Genomic DNA, 14,342 nt, shown 5'->3' on the forward strand with positions numbered 1-14,342 from the left:
AGCCAGTCGACTTCGAAATCGCTGTCGCGGCTGTTTTTGGCGTGATAGGAACTCTCAGCGGCCGGGGAACACAACTGATAATGGATCAGTCGTAGGAGACGACTGACACGGGGACGTAATCGCTTGTGTACGTGACATCAAGGCCACGGTGGCAAGCAAAGACTACGCAAAAGCAGGCGTGAATGTTCACGAGTTCCATTGGAATTGATTCGTATATGTCAAGGGTCTCGTGAAAGTCATCTAGACCTCGGCAGGCATCCACAACCTGTTCGACATCGTTATTCGCGGTACCCCTCACTGCTGACACCAGATTCAGATTTCGTTTTGCATAGGCCGATTGATCGTCCAACGAGTCGAACTTTGACTGGGCTGATTCGATGTAATCACTATGAGCCTCGCCGAGAACGAGCGCTGCGAGCGCTGCCACTGCATCGATGGTCAGTGTTGTCTCCCATCCACGACACTCCTTGAGAAACGGAAGAGATGCCCATTCGTAGACATCCTCTGCCGTTTCGAGGAGAACGTCGTTATCAGCCGCGAACGTCGCTAATTGCATCGCTGTGAGTGCATCAGTCCAGGGCTTTGCAGTGAGTGAACTCGGTGGATCGGATGAATCAAACCTATCTTCTGCGACGAATCGTGCATATTGGAGGTAATTCGGTGCTGCTTCGGTAGCCCATGTGCGTGCCTCGTCGATCTCGCCAATGTCGAGATACGAGAGAATGATGTCTCTCGCACCGCCACGGCCACCATCGACAGTATCTGGTAGACGACCGGTCTCAGCTTTTTCGGCGTCGGCGGCCCGGTTGACGAAGTCTCGTAACTCACTCGCATCAGTCATATTCTCTGATACCGTTCATCCAAACCGGATATATCCGCCATGGTTTTCCAACTCGGAAAGTGCTTGTTCCAACGGAACATCTGACTGTGGCCAGTCCATCGATTTTGAGTAGTAGTGACACTGCTTATCCTCTCCTCTCCCTTCTTCAGCGTGATATCCGTGGGCAAATACCCGATTGAAAGCACTCTGAGGGGCGGGCTTCTGCACTGGTTGGTAGAGCAGATACAGTACGAGGAGCCAACCGTCCGTCATTCTTCAGGAACGGTCTATTAGGAAGGCTAATAGGCGCTAATAAAATCCTACAAGGTTGTAAGAGTTGATCCATCTAATACAGTAGTTGTCTGATTATATAGTGCTCATCTTCAAACAGCACTCCAGCGACGAAGGCTCCGATTTCGACACGAAAATGGAGAAATAGGAACGTTGTCGAACGTGCCTTTCAAGGGATAAAGCGACGAACCTCCTTGGTTTCAAACTGCTTCGTCTACGCAAGATCAGTGACCACAGAATCGTGGCTCCAAGCATTCACTGTCTAGCATACTGCTACAAACCAAACACGACCCGAGTGAACGGACGCAACGGCGGTGACGGAACTCGTTATCGGATCGTTCCGTCCCGTATATAAATGAGTTCGTTCGTGAAGAATTGAATCTTTGCTCGCGTACGCCGATCGTTTGCTTGCGATATGGCAGAAAATAACAGCCACAGTGCGAGCAGAGACGCATCGACACCGACGACCCGCGATCGGCGGGCGACGGCGGAAACGGAATCGACGGCGACGACACGGCGATCGCTCCTCGCGGCGACCGGCGCGACGGTCGCGGGGGCAGCGGGACTGTCCGCAACGACGACGACAGCAACGGCAGCGCCTTGGGACATCGACGTCATCGAAATCGACGAGGGACTGTTCGGGTGGAGCGCCGACGGAAGCCTCCCCGTCGCGGACGAGCTGTTCGTCTTCATCCACGGCTGGTTCGGCGATTCGACCGCCCGCAGTCAGGCCGACGACGTGCTCCAGTCGATCCAATCCGGCGGCTTCTCGCCCGACGAGAGCGTCGCCCTCGAGTGGCCCGCGAGCACGGCCAACTACTTCGGCGCGGAGGCGGACACCGAAGACGTGGGCGAAGTCGCCGCCGAGCTCGCCGAAGAGTTCTACGACGACGGCGGCGGGAACATCCGTCTCGTCGGCCACTCCCTCGGCGGACGGTGCGTACTCTGGACGGCGGACAAACTGAGCGCCGGCTACGAACTGGAGACGGTCGCTCCGTTGGGTGCAGCCGCCGACGGCTCCGAGGTTTGCGGTTCGCCGTGGAACGATGGCCTCGACAACGCCTGCGAGGTCCGCAACTACCACTCCGAGAACGACTCGACGGTCGGCGGTGCCTACGGCGGCTTCGGCGATACGGCGCTCGGAACCGAAGGCGCGGGCTGCTCGCCGGCCGCGAACTACACGGATATCGACGTCACCGCAAGCGTCGGCAGCCACCTCGCGTACCTCGGCGACTCGGCTGTCGGGTCCGATCTCGCCGATGCAATCCTGAGTGGGAGCTGTGACGGTACCGACGACGATGACGATAGCGACGATGATGACGGCGGTTGGTGGTAGCTAGTATCCCGCCGTTCGACACCTATCGTCATCGAAGACGGCGAGACGACGTCTTCCCCTGACTGACGGAGACTTTCAACCTCGTCGCCCTTACGGGCTCAGACGTTGACGATCCCGCGGGAAGAGGACCGCTTCTCGGATGTTATCGAGTCCGAGAATCGTCATGATCAGGCGCTCGCCGCCGAGTCCGAAGCCGGCGTGGGGCGGCATGCCGTACTTGAACATCTTCGTGTAGTACTCGAACTGGTCGGGGTCGAGACCCTGCTGTTCGAATCCTTCGATGAGGTGTTCGTGACGGTGCTCGCGCTGGCCGCCCGAGACGAGTTCCATGCGCGGGTGCATCAGGTCGAAGCCGGTCGAGAGTTCTTCGTCGCCGTGGTCCATGATGTAGAACGGCTTGATCTCGCTCGGCCAGTCGGTGATGAAGTAGTGACCGCCAACGTCGTCGCCGAGGGCCTTCTCACCCTCGGTCGGCAGGTCGTCGCCCCAGACGAGCTGTTCGTCGAGTTCGCCAGTGGCGTTGATGCGTTCGATGGCCTCCTCGTAGCTGAGCCGGGGGAAGTCGCCCTCCGGAACCGAAAAGTCCTCGGCGAGGCCGAGCGCCTCGAGTTCGTCGCCGCAGTTCTCGGCGACGGCCTCGTAGGCGGCCTTGACGACGCCCTCGGCGACGTCCATCGCGTCGTTCTGGTCGCAGAACGCGCCCTCGAAGTCGATCGAGGTGGCCTCGTTTAAGTGCCGCGGCGTGTTGTGTTCCTCGGCGCGGAAGATGGGACCGATCTCGAAGACGCGCTCGACGTTCGAGCCGGCGATCAGCTGCTTGAACAGCTGGGGCGACTGGTTCATGAACGCCTCCTCGCCGAAGTAGGTGATCGGGAAGAGTTCGGTGCCGCCCTCGGTTCCGGTGGCGACGATCTTCGGCGTGTTGATCTCGGTGCAGTGGAACTCGCGGAACCGCTCGCGGGCGGCGCGCAGGATCTCGGCCCGGATCTCGAAGACGGCCTGGACCTCGTCCTTGCGCAGGTCGAGCGTGCGGTTGTCGAGTCGCGTCGAGAGATCGGCGTCGACCTTGCCCGAGGGGTCGAGCGGCAGTTCGGGGTCGGCGGCGGAGATGACGTCGACCGATTCGGGAACGACTTCGACGCCCGTCGGCGCGCGCGGTTCCTCTTCGACGGCTCCGGAGACGCTCACGACGCTCTCGCGGGAGACGCCCAGCCCGGTTTCGACGAGGTCGTCGTCCATCTCGTCTTTCTCGAACTTGATCTGGATCTTTCCGGTGGCGTCTCGGAGAATCAGGAAGGCGATTCCGCCGAGGTCACGGATCTCGTGCACCCAGCCGGCGACCGTCGCGTCGTCGCCCGGCTCGGCGTCGGCAGTGTAGGTTCTGTCCTGCATACCACCCGGTTCCCGTCGCCGCAACTTAAGCGCAATCGTTCCGACCCGCCGTCCGGGGTGTGACGGTCGGCGGCGAGAGGTCGCGTCCCCGATCCTGCCGACGGTTCACGCTCCCGCAGTTACCGTTCGCGGACCGTCATCGGGATTTCGTCCTTCGGGCGCGCGGTGATCGTCGCCATCAGATCGAGTTCGGTGCCCGGAACGAGTTCGAGGTGGTAGTCCTGGTAGATCGTCGCGAGCAGCAGTCGGGCTTCGAGCATCGCGAAGCGATCGCCGATACACCGGCGGGGGCCGGCCGCGAACGGGAAGTACGCGAGTTTGGGGAGTGACTGCTTCAGATCGTCGGTCCAGCGCGCCGGCCGGAAGGCGAGCGGGTCGTCGTACCACCGCGGGTCGCGGTGGACCACCCACTGGTGCATGCGGACCGTCGCGCCGGGTTCGATCTCGTAGCCGCCGATGATGTCCGGCTTGGCCGGTTCGCGGACGATGCCCGGCACCGGCGGGTACAGCCGCATCGATTCCTCGACGACCTGTTCCGTGTACGTGAGGTCGTCCAGATCCGCCATCGTCGGCGTCTCGCCGCCGAGCACGTCGTCGAGTTCGTCGACGAGGCGCTCCTCGGCCGCCGGGTTCGTCGCGAGGAGGTACGCCGTAAACGTCAGCGAGAGCGCCGTCGTCTCGTGACCGGCGAGCAGCAGCGTCACGACCTCGTCGCGGATCTGCTCGTCCGAGAGTTTGGTCCCGTCCTCGTCGGTCACCTCGAGTAACTTCGAGATCACGTCCCGGTCGGTCGGGTTCGCCCGCCGCTCCTCGATCATCCGATAGACGACGGCGTCGAGAGACTCCCGTGCGCGCTGAATGCGCCGTCGCGAGGGCGTCGGCACCCGCGGCGGGAGCATCATGTGCGAGAGACTCTCGGTCGCCAGCATGAACTCGTCGAGCGCCGAGCCGACGGTCTCGACATCGTCGTCGATATCGACGCCGAACAGGGCCCGGGCGACGATCTTCAGCGTGACCTCCATCATGTCCTCGTGGAACGGACGGGTCTCGCCCTCGTTCCACGTCTCGCGTTTCTCCTCGGTGAACTCGGTCATCATCGAGGCGTACTCCTCGATGCGATCGGGCCTGAACGCGGGCTGGATGAGGTGGCGATTGCGACGCCAGACCGCTCCTTCGCTGTTCAAAATCCCGTTGCCCGTCGCCGGCCCCAGAACGTTCTGGAACCGGGCGCCCTTGACGTAGTGCTGGTTGTTCTGCACGAGCACCTGCTCGATATAGTCGGGGTGGTTGAGTTGATAGACCGGTCCGGTCGGGTCCTCCCAGTAGGCGATATCACCGTACTCGCGGGCCGTCTCCGTCATGAACTCGTAGGGATGGCGGAGAAACGCGAGTTGATTGCCGACGAGCGGGAGGCCGTCGGGGCCTGGAGGGTGGTCGTCCGTGACCGCGGATGGTTCGCTGCTCATCTGTATCGTACACAACGAGCCCACCGCGCCTATGCCTGCGCCCGAGCATGCTCGGTGTACTTATGGACGGGCCAAGATGAGTCACGTATGCCTGTCCACCGACGGACGAGCGCGGTTCGACGCGATATCCGAGCGACGGGGACCGACCGCATCCGATATACTCCCGTCTCGAAAGCCGTCTCAGAATCCGTCTTGGAAGCCGGTGTCCGAGTATCTCGGAGGAACCACCCATGAGATACGCGACGGTCACGCTCTCCTGGAACGACGGCCACCCCGACCCCAGTGACGGACCCCTCGGTCGCAGCGAGGCCATCTCGATCGAGGCGATTCGGTACCTCAATCCCGTCTCCGAAGACGACGACCGATACGTCGAACTGCTCGAACTCCGAGGCGACCTCGAGCGCGCCCGGACGCTGCTCGAGGCGACACCGGAAGCCCTCGAATTCGACATCGCCGGCGACGGCACGCACGGCGTCGCCTACGTCCAGCGTCGGACCGTCGGCCCCGTCGGCGACCTCCTGTCGATCCTGCGGACTCACGAACTCGTCGTCGACTGGCCGCTGTCCGTCGTCGACGCAGGAAGCGGACGCGCCCTCGAACTCACGGTCATCGGCACGGATCGGGCGATCCAACGCGCGGCCGCGGATCTCCCCGACGGCGTCGCCCTCGATGTCCGGCGGCTCGGCGACTACGACCCGAACCCGGATCGCGACACCCGACCACGCGGGGCACCCGGTGGGTCCCCCGTCCTCACCGACCGCCAGCGAGAACTCTTCGAACTAGCGTGGAACGAGGGCTACTACGAGGTTCCCCGACAGACGACACAGCGCGACCTCGCCGACGAACTCGACCTCGCCGCGGGAACCGTCGGCGAACACATCCAGCGGATCGAATCGAAGTTAGCTGCCGCGTACGCCCGACCGAGACGACAGTAAGCCCCATCCGTCACGTTCGGTCAGCCCACTCCGATCCCGTTTTTGCCGTTCGAACCCAACCGCCACAGTATGTCTGGGATGGCTGAACTCGAGCGGCTCGCAGCCGACCTTCGAACCGCGGAGACCGCGGTCGCGTTCACCGGCGCGGGGATCTCTGCGCCTTCGGGCGTGCCGACCTTCCGCGGCGACGACGGCGTCTGGGAGGCGTTCGACGAGGGACAGTTCACTTACGATCGGTTCCAGCGCGACCCTGCCGGGTTCTGGGCGGATCGAGTCGAACTCCACCGAACGATGTTCGGCGAGGAATACGACCCAAACGCGGCCCACGACGCCCTCGCCGAACTGAACCGCAACGAGCATCTCGAGGCGATTGTCACGCAGAATACCGACGGCTTACACGCGAAAGCGGCGGCCGATGCTGGGGGAGACGACGGCGATCACGACAGCAGCAGTGACGGCGGTGAGAGCGCCGAAGCGGCCGCCGAGTTCGGCGCGCGCGAGACGATTCTCGAACTCCACGGCAACGCGCGACGGGTTCGGTGTTCCGATTGCGGGCGTCGGGAGCCGATGGAGCCGATCGTCGAGCGGGCCGAAGACGGTGAACTCCCGCCGACGTGCGACTGTGGCGGCACTTACAAGCCGGACGTGGTGCTTTTCGGCGAACGACTACCGGAGACGGTCCTCCAGCGGTCGCGGTCGCTCGCCCGCGAGAGCGACGTGTTTCTGGCCATCGGCTCCTCGCTGGTCGTCGAACCGGCGGCGTCGCTGCCGCGGATCGCGGCTTCGAACGGGGCGACGGTGGGGATCATCAACCTCGAGTCGACGCCGGTCGACAGCGCGGCGGACAGCTGTTTACGGGAGGGCGTAACGACGGCGTTGCCACGGTTACAGGAACTGGTCGAGTTGTCGGGGTCCGTACAGGGGTCAGCGTAAGCGACGAAACCGAGGATCGATGAGCAGTAGTTGGCAATCCGGTTTTGGTATTCAGAACCGGGTACGAAACTGAAGCATCCGATTCGATAACTACGTGCGCTTATTGAGCGTCGTAGATTCTCTCAGATACGCGTGACATCTACGGAAGGATACTGACTACAGAGCGCATATCGTCACGGAGAGGAATAGATAATCGATTTCAACCGGGTTTTCAGATAAGCGAAGTTTTCTTCGGTCTCGAGCGGAGCAAGTTCTATCTGAGCCGAAAGACCAGGCGAAACTCGTACCAAAGGTTCGACCGATGGTGGCGCATTTTTTCACTCACCGAGCAGTCACCGTCTGCATGGACCCGACCGAATTTCTTCAGGGAAGTACAGTCAGGATATCGGAGGAAACATATGCAGTCTGCCGGACCGATCAGGGCCATCTCGCTGCGTTTGCAACCATCGAGGACGAAACTGAGACGACAGTGGTCGTCGAACACGATGATGTCAGTAGCATCGATGCCAGTGCGGTCGAGTCCGGGTGGAAACGCCTGACGTTCGAGATGAATTTGCCGTTCGAACTCGTTGGATTTCTGGCGACAGTTGCGACAGCGCTTGCTGAGACAGATGTCTCGGTATTTGTCCTCTCGTCGTACACGACTGACCACGTATTCGTAAAAGAGAACAACCTCGATGCTGCTGTCCCGCAACTTGAACAATTGGGTTGTGACGTCACTAACTAATAGCGACCATTAGTGAACCAAACGGTACCTTTACACTGAACTCACCCTCTACAGTTAGCGCGCTGTTCTTGACAGGTACCGGTGGGATAAATTGTTGCTCCGGTAACTACTCGACCTATACTGAACAGGAGTTCCAGCGCGAACTCTGAATAACGAAACCGTACTCCATCTACTGTTCGGATTAGGCGTCTGACGCCGCTTCCACCGTCTCGCGAACCGCCTCGACGCCCTCGTCGTGAGCGAGGTCGCCGACGACGATCACGTCCGCGTACCGGGCCATCGAGTGGGCCGACTCGTAGTCGTGGATGCCGCCGCCGTAGAACAGCGTCGCGTCGTCGACCGCGTCCCCGGCGGCCTGGACGACGTTCTCGTCACCGAGCATCCCTGAATACTCGACGTAGACGATTTCCTGGCCGAACATCCGCTCGGCGACCTCGGCGTACGCGCCGACGTCCTCGGCCGAGAGATCGCAGTCAGCCTCGGTGTAGGTGGCCACGTCAGCCTCGGGGTTCATCACGATGTACGCCTCGGTCGTCGTCCGGTCCCAGTCGAGGCCATTGTCGAGGCGAACCCACTCCTTGTGCGCACCGGTGATCCAGAACGGCGACCCGGCATTGAAGACCGTCGGGATAAGGTAACCCTCGAGCGCCCGATTGTCGATGACCACGTCGGGACTCGACGGCTCCTGATAGAGCGGCACGTCGTGTTCGGCACACGCCTCGACGACGGCTTCCATGTTCTCCTCGGTGATACCCATCGTCCCGCCGACTTCGATCGCATCGGTGCCGGTCGCGCAGAGATCGCCGTAGGTAACACCCTCGGGGAGGTCCTTATCGGGATCGATCTTGAGAATGTGGTTCCACTCGTCCCAGGGTGGAGCAGTAGTCATACCGCCCCGTTTCCCGAGAGTCGGGAAAAACGCTACGAAACGGTCAAGGCGCGGCGAATGCTGGTACGCGAGACCGTACCGCAGCCGCCCGATACCCACTATAGTAGTCACCGCAAGTCACTACACCCTGAATCGAACGACGGCTACGGGATCGACGTGTGACCCGTTGCAGTTGGTCCTCTACTCAGATCCCTTGGCTCATCAGGTGACTGCGCAACACGTCCGCCTCCTTGTTCCCCGTCCCCGTATTGAGGATGACGACCGTCTCGTCGCCGCTGAACTCGCCGCGCTCTGCGAGTTCCCACGCGCCACTGGCCGCCGCCGCGGCGGTCGGAACCATCTCGAGGCCTTCGTGCTGGGCGACCTGCGTCGCCGCGTCCAGAATCTCCGTGTCGTCCGTCGCCACCGCGCCGCCGTCGCTCTCGCGGATCGCCTCGAGGATCCACGAACTCGCGCCGGGATCGGGAATTTCGATCCCGCCGCAGATCGTATCCGGCGTCTCGACCGGTTCGTGTTCATCCCAGCCCTCGTTGTAGGCCTCGACGATCGGCGCACAGCCCGCCGACTGGGCCGCGTAGAAGCCGGGGAGTTCATCGGTGAGTCCGAGTTCGGTGAACTCCTGGGCGGCCTTGTACATGCCGACGAGGCCGACGCCCCCGCCGGTGGGGTAACAGATCGCGTCGGGAACCTCCCAGTCCAGTTGTTCCACGAGTTCGTAGTACATCGTCTTCTTGCCCTCGTGGCGGTAGGGGGTGACGAACGTCTGAAGGGGGTACCACTCGTCGTGGTCGGCGAGGCCTTCCTCGAAGGCGGCACCGGCGGCGTCGATCCGGCCGCCCACGACGTTCATGTCGCCGCCGTGGACGTTGACCATCGCCTTGTTCGTAAAGCCGGAGCGCGAGGGCAGATAGATGTGAGAGTCGAGTCCGGCGCGGCCGGCGTAGGCCGAGGCCGACTGGCCGGCGTTGCCCGCGGAGGCCAGAGCTACGTCGGTCGCGCCGTGTCGCAGTGCGGCGGTGACGGCGAGGGTCTGGCCGCGGTCCTTGAACGTTCCCGTCGGATTCCGGCCCTCGTCTTTGATGAGCACGCGTTCGACGCCCATCTCGTCCGCCAGTTTCGGGCAGTCGACGAGCGGCGTCGCGCCCTCGTCCATCGAGACGGCACCATTGCGGGTGAACGGCAGCAGTTCCTCGTAGCGCCACAGCGACTCGAAGGGACGCGAGGCGACCGTCTCGCGATCGAGTGTAGCGCCGAGAGCGTCGTAGTCGTAGGTCGGATCGAGGATGCCGTCGCAGTCGGCGTTGGGACACCGGTGGGTCGCCTCGTCGGGGTCAAAATGGGTGCCACAGTCGCGACAGTCGAGGCCGGTAAAGGCGGCCGTCGTTTCGATACCGGTGTCCGTCCCCGCATTGCCGTCCGTGGCTGGCTTCCCGTCCGTCTCTGCATCCGAATCGCGATCGGGGTCCGTCTCAGTCGTCATACTCAAGCGTTCGGCGCGTGAGACTAATGGCTTTCCCGTCCGGCGATGGAAGTGCGCAGTGAACTCGCAAACGCTGGATCAGTGTGAGAACGGTGGTTTCGTGTGGCCTATTCGGCAGCCACAAGTACAAAGTGCGATTAGAGCGACATCAGCGATCGAGTATCGCGGCGGCGCGACTCAGTTGTCGCCGGTTTTCGACTGCCACTCGTAGTCACGTCGCTTTGCCGACTTGCCGAAGCCACACGAGGAACAAACCTTCTTTTTCGTGTGGTAGGACTTCTCTCCGCAGCGACGACACTTGGTGTGGGTCGTCTTGTTCTTCTTTCCTTGGCTCGGGGTTCCTGCACCAGTCATGGAGTGATCGAAACGACGTTATCGCCGCGTATAATGGTTGTGTCTTCGACCGACTCCGCAGTTGCCGTATCGGTTTCGTCACTGTCGGCTGCGTTCGTCGCATCCTCGAGGACGAGGTTCATATGCTGGTCGTAGCCGCCGAGTTCACCAACGTACTCGTCGCCACTCTTGAGTCGTACCGTAACTCGTTCGCCGAGTGACGCCTCGAGAACGTCAAGCGGTCGTCCACTCATACGAAAGAGCGCAGGTGATGGACACTTAATCGTACCGGTCCGAATCCGTCTTTCTCGCGTTCGAAACACCATCCAGGTAGCGCTGTTACGGACGATTCTCTTTCTGCGCCAGTACGAACGCAAATATAATTCCAACCACGTTGTATCCAATCTCGATGGATGTTTTATATATTGGCGATGAGACTCGCCACGAGACGGAGAACGGTTTTGTTCGGCGCTGGTACCGGAGCATCCGTCGCGCTCTCCGGCTGCGGGTTGGTAGCGAACTCCGCTCGAGAAGTCGACCTGCGGAGCATCGTCGTCCGTAACTTGCATCGTGACGACCGCATCGTCGAGTACGATCCGGACGAAGGTCGAAGACGAACGGGACCGGGAAAAAGCGGCTCCCACATCCAACGCTCCCGATAGGAGAGCGTGTCACTGGTTCGAGATTCGGATCACGGCGGCCGGCGAGTTCGGCGTCTGGCTGAACGCCGATTGGTGGGGAAGAGTCCGGTCTCGGCGACGGATTCGGCGTCTGCTTCGGGGCCGGACTGGCGAGCTACCGTGAGTCGCGGCCGTCTAGAGACGACTCCGCCGGCACGCCGTTCTCTGTCCGATCCAAACCGCTAAGTGGACACTCGTTGAGGGGCCGACCATGGGTGACAAGAAGTTCACGATCCTCGAGTTACACATCGACGGCGACCAGTTCGCACCGGGCGCGATCAGCAACGCGCTCCCCTTTGGCGATTCCGAACCAGAGCACGAACCCGGACCCGCGGACGTAGACGAGGCGAGGGAACGCGAAGAAGCTGCGGCCGCCGGGGACGAGCCGGACGAGGGCGACGGCGGCTCGAGTTCGAACGTCGTCGGTGCACTCGTTGCACTCGCGTTGCTTGTCGCCGCCGGTGTTGCGGTCAAGAAGTACCGCAGCGACGATGCGACGGAACCGGAGTACGAGACGGAGACGGAACCCGACATCGTCGTCAACTGAACGTCAACTGAACGTCAACTGAACGTCAACTGAACGCCAACTGAGCGGACCGAGCCGAACGCTTTTGCGCCTGCCACTCGTACTGACTCCCGTGAATCTTTATCGTAGTGCCCGGACCGTCGCCGGCGCATCCGGGACCGGGGACGGTGTGATCGATTGGCAGTCCGCGGCCGACGCTGCGAAGGCAGCGACGGAACCCGGTTCGCTCTCACTCGACCCCGGCGAGCGAGAGGGCTACGCCCGCGACGTTCGAGAGGCCCGAAGCGCCGTGCAGACGGCCGCCGACGTCGAGTTCGACGTGCCAGAAACCATCGAGATCCAGAACCGCCATCACTGGATCGACGCCAACGTCGCCACCTTCGAGCGCGTGATGGGAACGCTCGAAACCCATACCGAGACGTTCCCCGGCGTTGCTCGGACGATCAACACGGGGACGATGACCGTTCTTCTTGCCTTTCTCGGCCGCAACGTTCTGGGTCAGTACGACCCGCTCTTGCTCGCGGAGACGCCCGCCGACGACCACGCGCTGTACTTCGTCCGGCCGAACATCCTTAACGCCGCCGACGTACTCGATGTCGATTCGGATCGGTTCCGGCGCTGGATCGCCTTCCACGAGGTGACCCACGCCGCCGAGTTCGGCGCCGCGCCGTGGCTCTCCGACCACCTCGAGGCGCGCATGGAATCGGGCATCGCCGCCCTCTCGGACGGCTCGTTCAACCGCGACGCGTTCCGCGACCTCGATGCCGCGATGACCGTCGTCGAGGGCTACGCCGAACTCTTGATGGACCACGCCTTCGACGACGAGTACGCGGATCTTCGGCGCAAACTCGACGCTCGCCGGCAGGGTCGCGGACCGCTGCAGAAACTCTTCCGGCGACTCCTCGGCCTCGGCCTCAAACAGCGCCAGTACGAACGCGGCAAGCAGTTCTTCGAGCACGTCATCGCCGTTCGCGACCTCGAAACGGCCAGCCTGGTCTGGGACCGGCCCGAGAACCTGCCGACCCACGACGAACTCGATTCGCCGGGGCTGTGGATTCAGCGGGTCGAACGCTGAGTCGAGTGGCACTCGAATGCCGGGACGACGCCGGCTATCGCACAATCCAGTGAAGATACCACAACAGGACGCTTCCGGCTACCAGACACCCGAGAATCACCACTCCAGCGGTCAGCAGCGATGCGTCGCCCTGTAACGCCATCATGCCGCCCGACAGTCCCACTAGCAGGACGAACGCGGCGCCGAGCTGTCTGAGCCGGCGCTGATTCCGATCGCTCGAATCGGAGCGCGGTCCGCGTCGACGGCTCATATCTCGTCCGCGGTACTCACGTGCATCGACACGAATTCCCACTCGCGTTCGGTCGTTTCCGTTTCTGTCTCCGCGTCCGCCTCACGCTCGGACTCAACCTCGCGTTCGGTCCCCGTAGGCGCTCCGTCCGTCTCGGTATCGCCCGTCGCCGAGTTCACAATCAGCGTGCCGCTCCAGCGCGTCTCGAACTGTCGGCGCTTGCCGGTTTCAGTGTCCGTCCACGTCATCGTGACCTCGTCGGCGAACGTCGCACAGGAATCGTGTTCGGAGACGACGAGGTGTGAACTCTCGATCGTCCACTCCGCGGTCGTTTCGGTCTGCTCCCGGAGGGCAGCCCCGATGTCGTCGTGACCGAACAGCGCCTCGCTGATGGCGAACTTGACCGTGGAATCGCTCCGCCGAAAGTACGGAACGAGCGGGTCACCGTTACGAAGCGCGTCGTAGTAGTCTCGGATCGTGGCCTCAGCGCGCGCGGTCATGTCTCGTCTCGTCCTGTCGAAGGCCGGTCTCAAAGGCGCATCGGACGCGACCGCGGGGCATCCGCCGCCGGCGCTGACGACCCGTCAAACTACATAAACCCGCGGTCGACCTCGTCCGTTTCGATCAACTCGTCGAGTTCGGCGTGGAGCAACTCGTCGGCTTCTTCGAAGCGGTCCGCGAGGTCGTCGAGTTCGTCCGGGCGGTCGTACTGGTCGTACGCCATCGGACCGAACGCGGGGCTCTCCAGGGCGTCCATGACGTCGTCGAAGAGGTCTTGCGGTCGGGTTGGAGCGTCCGAGTGCGTCTCGAGAACGGTCTGGAGGCGTTTCGAGACGGTTTCGGCCTGGTCCTCGTCCTCGGGTGGCGACTGGACGGCGAAGCGGCCGCCAGTGTCCGATCGGGGCATGAACGAGCCGATCTCGTCGTCGAGACTGCGGGCGACTCGTGTCCCGACACCGCGGACCTCGTAGGGGTTTTTCGCGTACGTCTTGAGAAAGAAGACGCCGGCGCGGGGGTGCGCGAGGTACATGTCTTCGCCGACGCCGCCGTCCCGGTCGCCGGCGACTGCACGCCAGTCTTCGGGGTTGACGTTCCGTTCGGTGACATCCTCGAGTATGTCCTGCCACTCGCGAATCCGCATGGAGTACCGTTGGAACGCCGGGCGAATGAACGTATCGGTCCCGGTGACTACCGAGGATCAAAAGGAATACAGTGACGCCCCCGCCAGAG

The 14,342-nt window shown here is 62.4% G+C and carries 16 protein-coding genes and 1 pseudogene; 7 read left to right on the top strand and 10 right to left on the bottom strand.

Annotated features, from left to right (window positions below; translation table 11 throughout):
- Positions 1–85: 85 nt before the first annotated feature.
- Positions 86–841: a hypothetical protein gene (locus C481_RS07100; RefSeq protein ID WP_006108477.1), complete on the bottom strand. Its 756-nt coding sequence runs from the start codon at positions 839–841 to the stop codon at positions 86–88.
- A gap of 357 nt (positions 842–1,198) precedes the next feature.
- Here C481_RS07100 and C481_RS22630 point away from each other — a divergent pair.
- Positions 1,199–1,377, top strand: a pseudogene (locus C481_RS22630) (IS6 family transposase); the annotation flags it as partial.
- A gap of 149 nt (positions 1,378–1,526) precedes the next feature.
- Entirely contained in the window at positions 1,527–2,447 is a 921-nt protein-coding gene (locus C481_RS07105; RefSeq protein WP_006108478.1) for a lipase family protein, read from the top strand.
- A 90-nt stretch (positions 2,448–2,537) separates the two neighbouring features.
- Here C481_RS07105 and aspS read toward each other — a convergent pair whose 3' ends face one another.
- Together aspS and C481_RS07115 are read right to left on the bottom strand one after the other, a co-directional pair.
- Entirely contained in the window at positions 2,538–3,839 is a 1,302-nt protein-coding gene (aspS, locus tag C481_RS07110; protein WP_006108479.1) for an aspartate--tRNA(Asn) ligase, read from the bottom strand.
- A 119-nt stretch (positions 3,840–3,958) separates the two neighbouring features.
- Positions 3,959–5,305: a cytochrome P450 gene (locus C481_RS07115; protein ID WP_006108480.1), complete on the bottom strand. Its 1,347-nt coding sequence runs from the start codon at positions 5,303–5,305 to the stop codon at positions 3,959–3,961.
- A 230-nt stretch (positions 5,306–5,535) separates the two neighbouring features.
- Between C481_RS07115 and C481_RS07120 the strand changes: the two genes are divergently transcribed.
- From C481_RS07120 to C481_RS07130, 3 genes are all read left to right on the top strand, one after another.
- Positions 5,536–6,240 carry a helix-turn-helix domain-containing protein gene (locus tag C481_RS07120; RefSeq protein WP_006108481.1) on the top strand — a complete coding sequence of 235 codons (705 nt, stop codon included), beginning with the start codon at positions 5,536–5,538 and terminating at the stop codon, positions 6,238–6,240.
- Between the two features lie 78 nt (positions 6,241–6,318).
- Complete coding sequence (locus C481_RS07125) at positions 6,319–7,173, top strand: SIR2 family NAD-dependent protein deacylase (RefSeq protein ID WP_049904490.1); 855 nt, start codon at positions 6,319–6,321, stop codon at positions 7,171–7,173.
- A 343-nt stretch (positions 7,174–7,516) separates the two neighbouring features.
- Positions 7,517–7,900, top strand: coding sequence for an ACT domain-containing protein (locus C481_RS07130; protein ID WP_049904520.1), 384 nt, complete (start codon positions 7,517–7,519; stop codon positions 7,898–7,900).
- 181 nt (positions 7,901–8,081) lie between these two features.
- Here the strand turns inward: C481_RS07130 and C481_RS07135 are convergent, their stop codons facing one another.
- The 4 genes from C481_RS07135 to C481_RS07145 all read right to left on the bottom strand — a co-directional run bounded on the left by C481_RS07135 (position 8,082) and on the right by C481_RS07145 (position 10,856).
- The gene (locus C481_RS07135) at positions 8,082–8,789 is read right to left on the bottom strand and encodes a phosphoglycerol geranylgeranyltransferase (RefSeq protein ID WP_006108484.1); all 708 of its coding nucleotides are present in this window, start codon (positions 8,787–8,789) and stop codon (positions 8,082–8,084) included.
- A gap of 184 nt (positions 8,790–8,973) precedes the next feature.
- Complete coding sequence (locus C481_RS07140; RefSeq protein WP_049904521.1) at positions 8,974–10,179, bottom strand: threonine synthase; 1,206 nt, start codon at positions 10,177–10,179, stop codon at positions 8,974–8,976.
- Between the two features lie 267 nt (positions 10,180–10,446).
- A complete protein-coding gene (locus C481_RS21115) occupies positions 10,447–10,623 on the bottom strand; it encodes a 50S ribosomal protein L37e (RefSeq protein ID WP_006108486.1) in 177 nt (58 codons plus the stop codon).
- A complete protein-coding gene (locus C481_RS07145; RefSeq protein ID WP_006108487.1) occupies positions 10,620–10,856 on the bottom strand; it encodes an LSM domain-containing protein in 237 nt (78 codons plus the stop codon). The genes C481_RS21115 and C481_RS07145 overlap by 4 nt, the downstream gene beginning before the upstream one ends.
- A 637-nt stretch (positions 10,857–11,493) precedes the next feature.
- Here C481_RS07145 and C481_RS07150 point away from each other — a divergent pair.
- On the top strand, positions 11,494–11,829 hold the full coding sequence (locus C481_RS07150; RefSeq protein ID WP_006108489.1) for a hypothetical protein: 336 nt from the start codon (positions 11,494–11,496) through the stop codon (positions 11,827–11,829).
- 91 nt (positions 11,830–11,920) lie between these two features.
- Positions 11,921–12,883, top strand: coding sequence for a zinc-dependent metalloprotease (locus tag C481_RS07155; protein WP_006108490.1), 963 nt, complete (start codon positions 11,921–11,923; stop codon positions 12,881–12,883).
- A gap of 34 nt (positions 12,884–12,917) precedes the next feature.
- Here the strand turns inward: C481_RS07155 and C481_RS07160 are convergent, their stop codons facing one another.
- From C481_RS07160 to C481_RS07170, 3 genes are all read right to left on the bottom strand, one after another.
- Entirely contained in the window at positions 12,918–13,133 is a 216-nt protein-coding gene (locus C481_RS07160; protein WP_006108491.1) for a hypothetical protein, read from the bottom strand.
- Positions 13,130–13,612, bottom strand: coding sequence for a hypothetical protein (locus C481_RS07165; protein WP_006108492.1), 483 nt, complete (start codon positions 13,610–13,612; stop codon positions 13,130–13,132). Before C481_RS07165 ends, C481_RS07160 begins: the two co-directional genes overlap by 4 nt.
- Before the next feature lie 89 nt (positions 13,613–13,701).
- The gene (locus C481_RS07170) at positions 13,702–14,253 is read right to left on the bottom strand and encodes a hypothetical protein (protein ID WP_006108493.1); all 552 of its coding nucleotides are present in this window, start codon (positions 14,251–14,253) and stop codon (positions 13,702–13,704) included.
- Positions 14,254–14,342 lie beyond the last annotated feature (89 nt).

This window comes from Natrialba asiatica DSM 12278, from assembly GCF_000337555.1.
Lineage (GTDB): Archaea > Halobacteriota > Halobacteria > Halobacteriales > Natrialbaceae > Natrialba > Natrialba asiatica.

Bases quoted from the DNA above. Each gene is read 5' to 3' on its own strand.
- C481_RS07115 (WP_006108480.1), bottom strand. From the start codon at position 5,305: ATGAGCAGCGAACCATCCGCGGTCACGGACGACCACCCTCCAGGCCCC.
- C481_RS07130 (WP_049904520.1), top strand. From the start codon at position 7,517: ATGGACCCGACCGAATTTCTTCAGGGAAGTACAGTCAGGATATCGGAG.
- C481_RS07120 (WP_006108481.1), top strand. From the start codon at position 5,536: ATGAGATACGCGACGGTCACGCTCTCCTGGAACGACGGCCACCCCGAC.
- C481_RS07170 (WP_006108493.1), bottom strand. From the start codon at position 14,253: ATGCGGATTCGCGAGTGGCAGGACATACTCGAGGATGTCACCGAACGG.
- aspS (WP_006108479.1), bottom strand. From the start codon at position 3,839: ATGCAGGACAGAACCTACACTGCCGACGCCGAGCCGGGCGACGACGCG.
- C481_RS07150 (WP_006108489.1), top strand. From the start codon at position 11,494: ATGGGTGACAAGAAGTTCACGATCCTCGAGTTACACATCGACGGCGAC.
- C481_RS07160 (WP_006108491.1), bottom strand. From the start codon at position 13,133: ATGAGCCGTCGACGCGGACCGCGCTCCGATTCGAGCGATCGGAATCAG.
- C481_RS07135 (WP_006108484.1), bottom strand. From the start codon at position 8,789: ATGACTACTGCTCCACCCTGGGACGAGTGGAACCACATTCTCAAGATC.
- C481_RS07100 (WP_006108477.1), bottom strand. From the start codon at position 841: ATGACTGATGCGAGTGAGTTACGAGACTTCGTCAACCGGGCCGCCGAC.
- C481_RS07105 (WP_006108478.1), top strand. From the start codon at position 1,527: ATGGCAGAAAATAACAGCCACAGTGCGAGCAGAGACGCATCGACACCG.
- C481_RS07125 (WP_049904490.1), top strand. From the start codon at position 6,319: ATGGCTGAACTCGAGCGGCTCGCAGCCGACCTTCGAACCGCGGAGACC.
- C481_RS07165 (WP_006108492.1), bottom strand. From the start codon at position 13,612: ATGACCGCGCGCGCTGAGGCCACGATCCGAGACTACTACGACGCGCTT.
- C481_RS07145 (WP_006108487.1), bottom strand. From the start codon at position 10,856: ATGAGTGGACGACCGCTTGACGTTCTCGAGGCGTCACTCGGCGAACGA.
- C481_RS21115 (WP_006108486.1), bottom strand. From the start codon at position 10,623: ATGACTGGTGCAGGAACCCCGAGCCAAGGAAAGAAGAACAAGACGACC.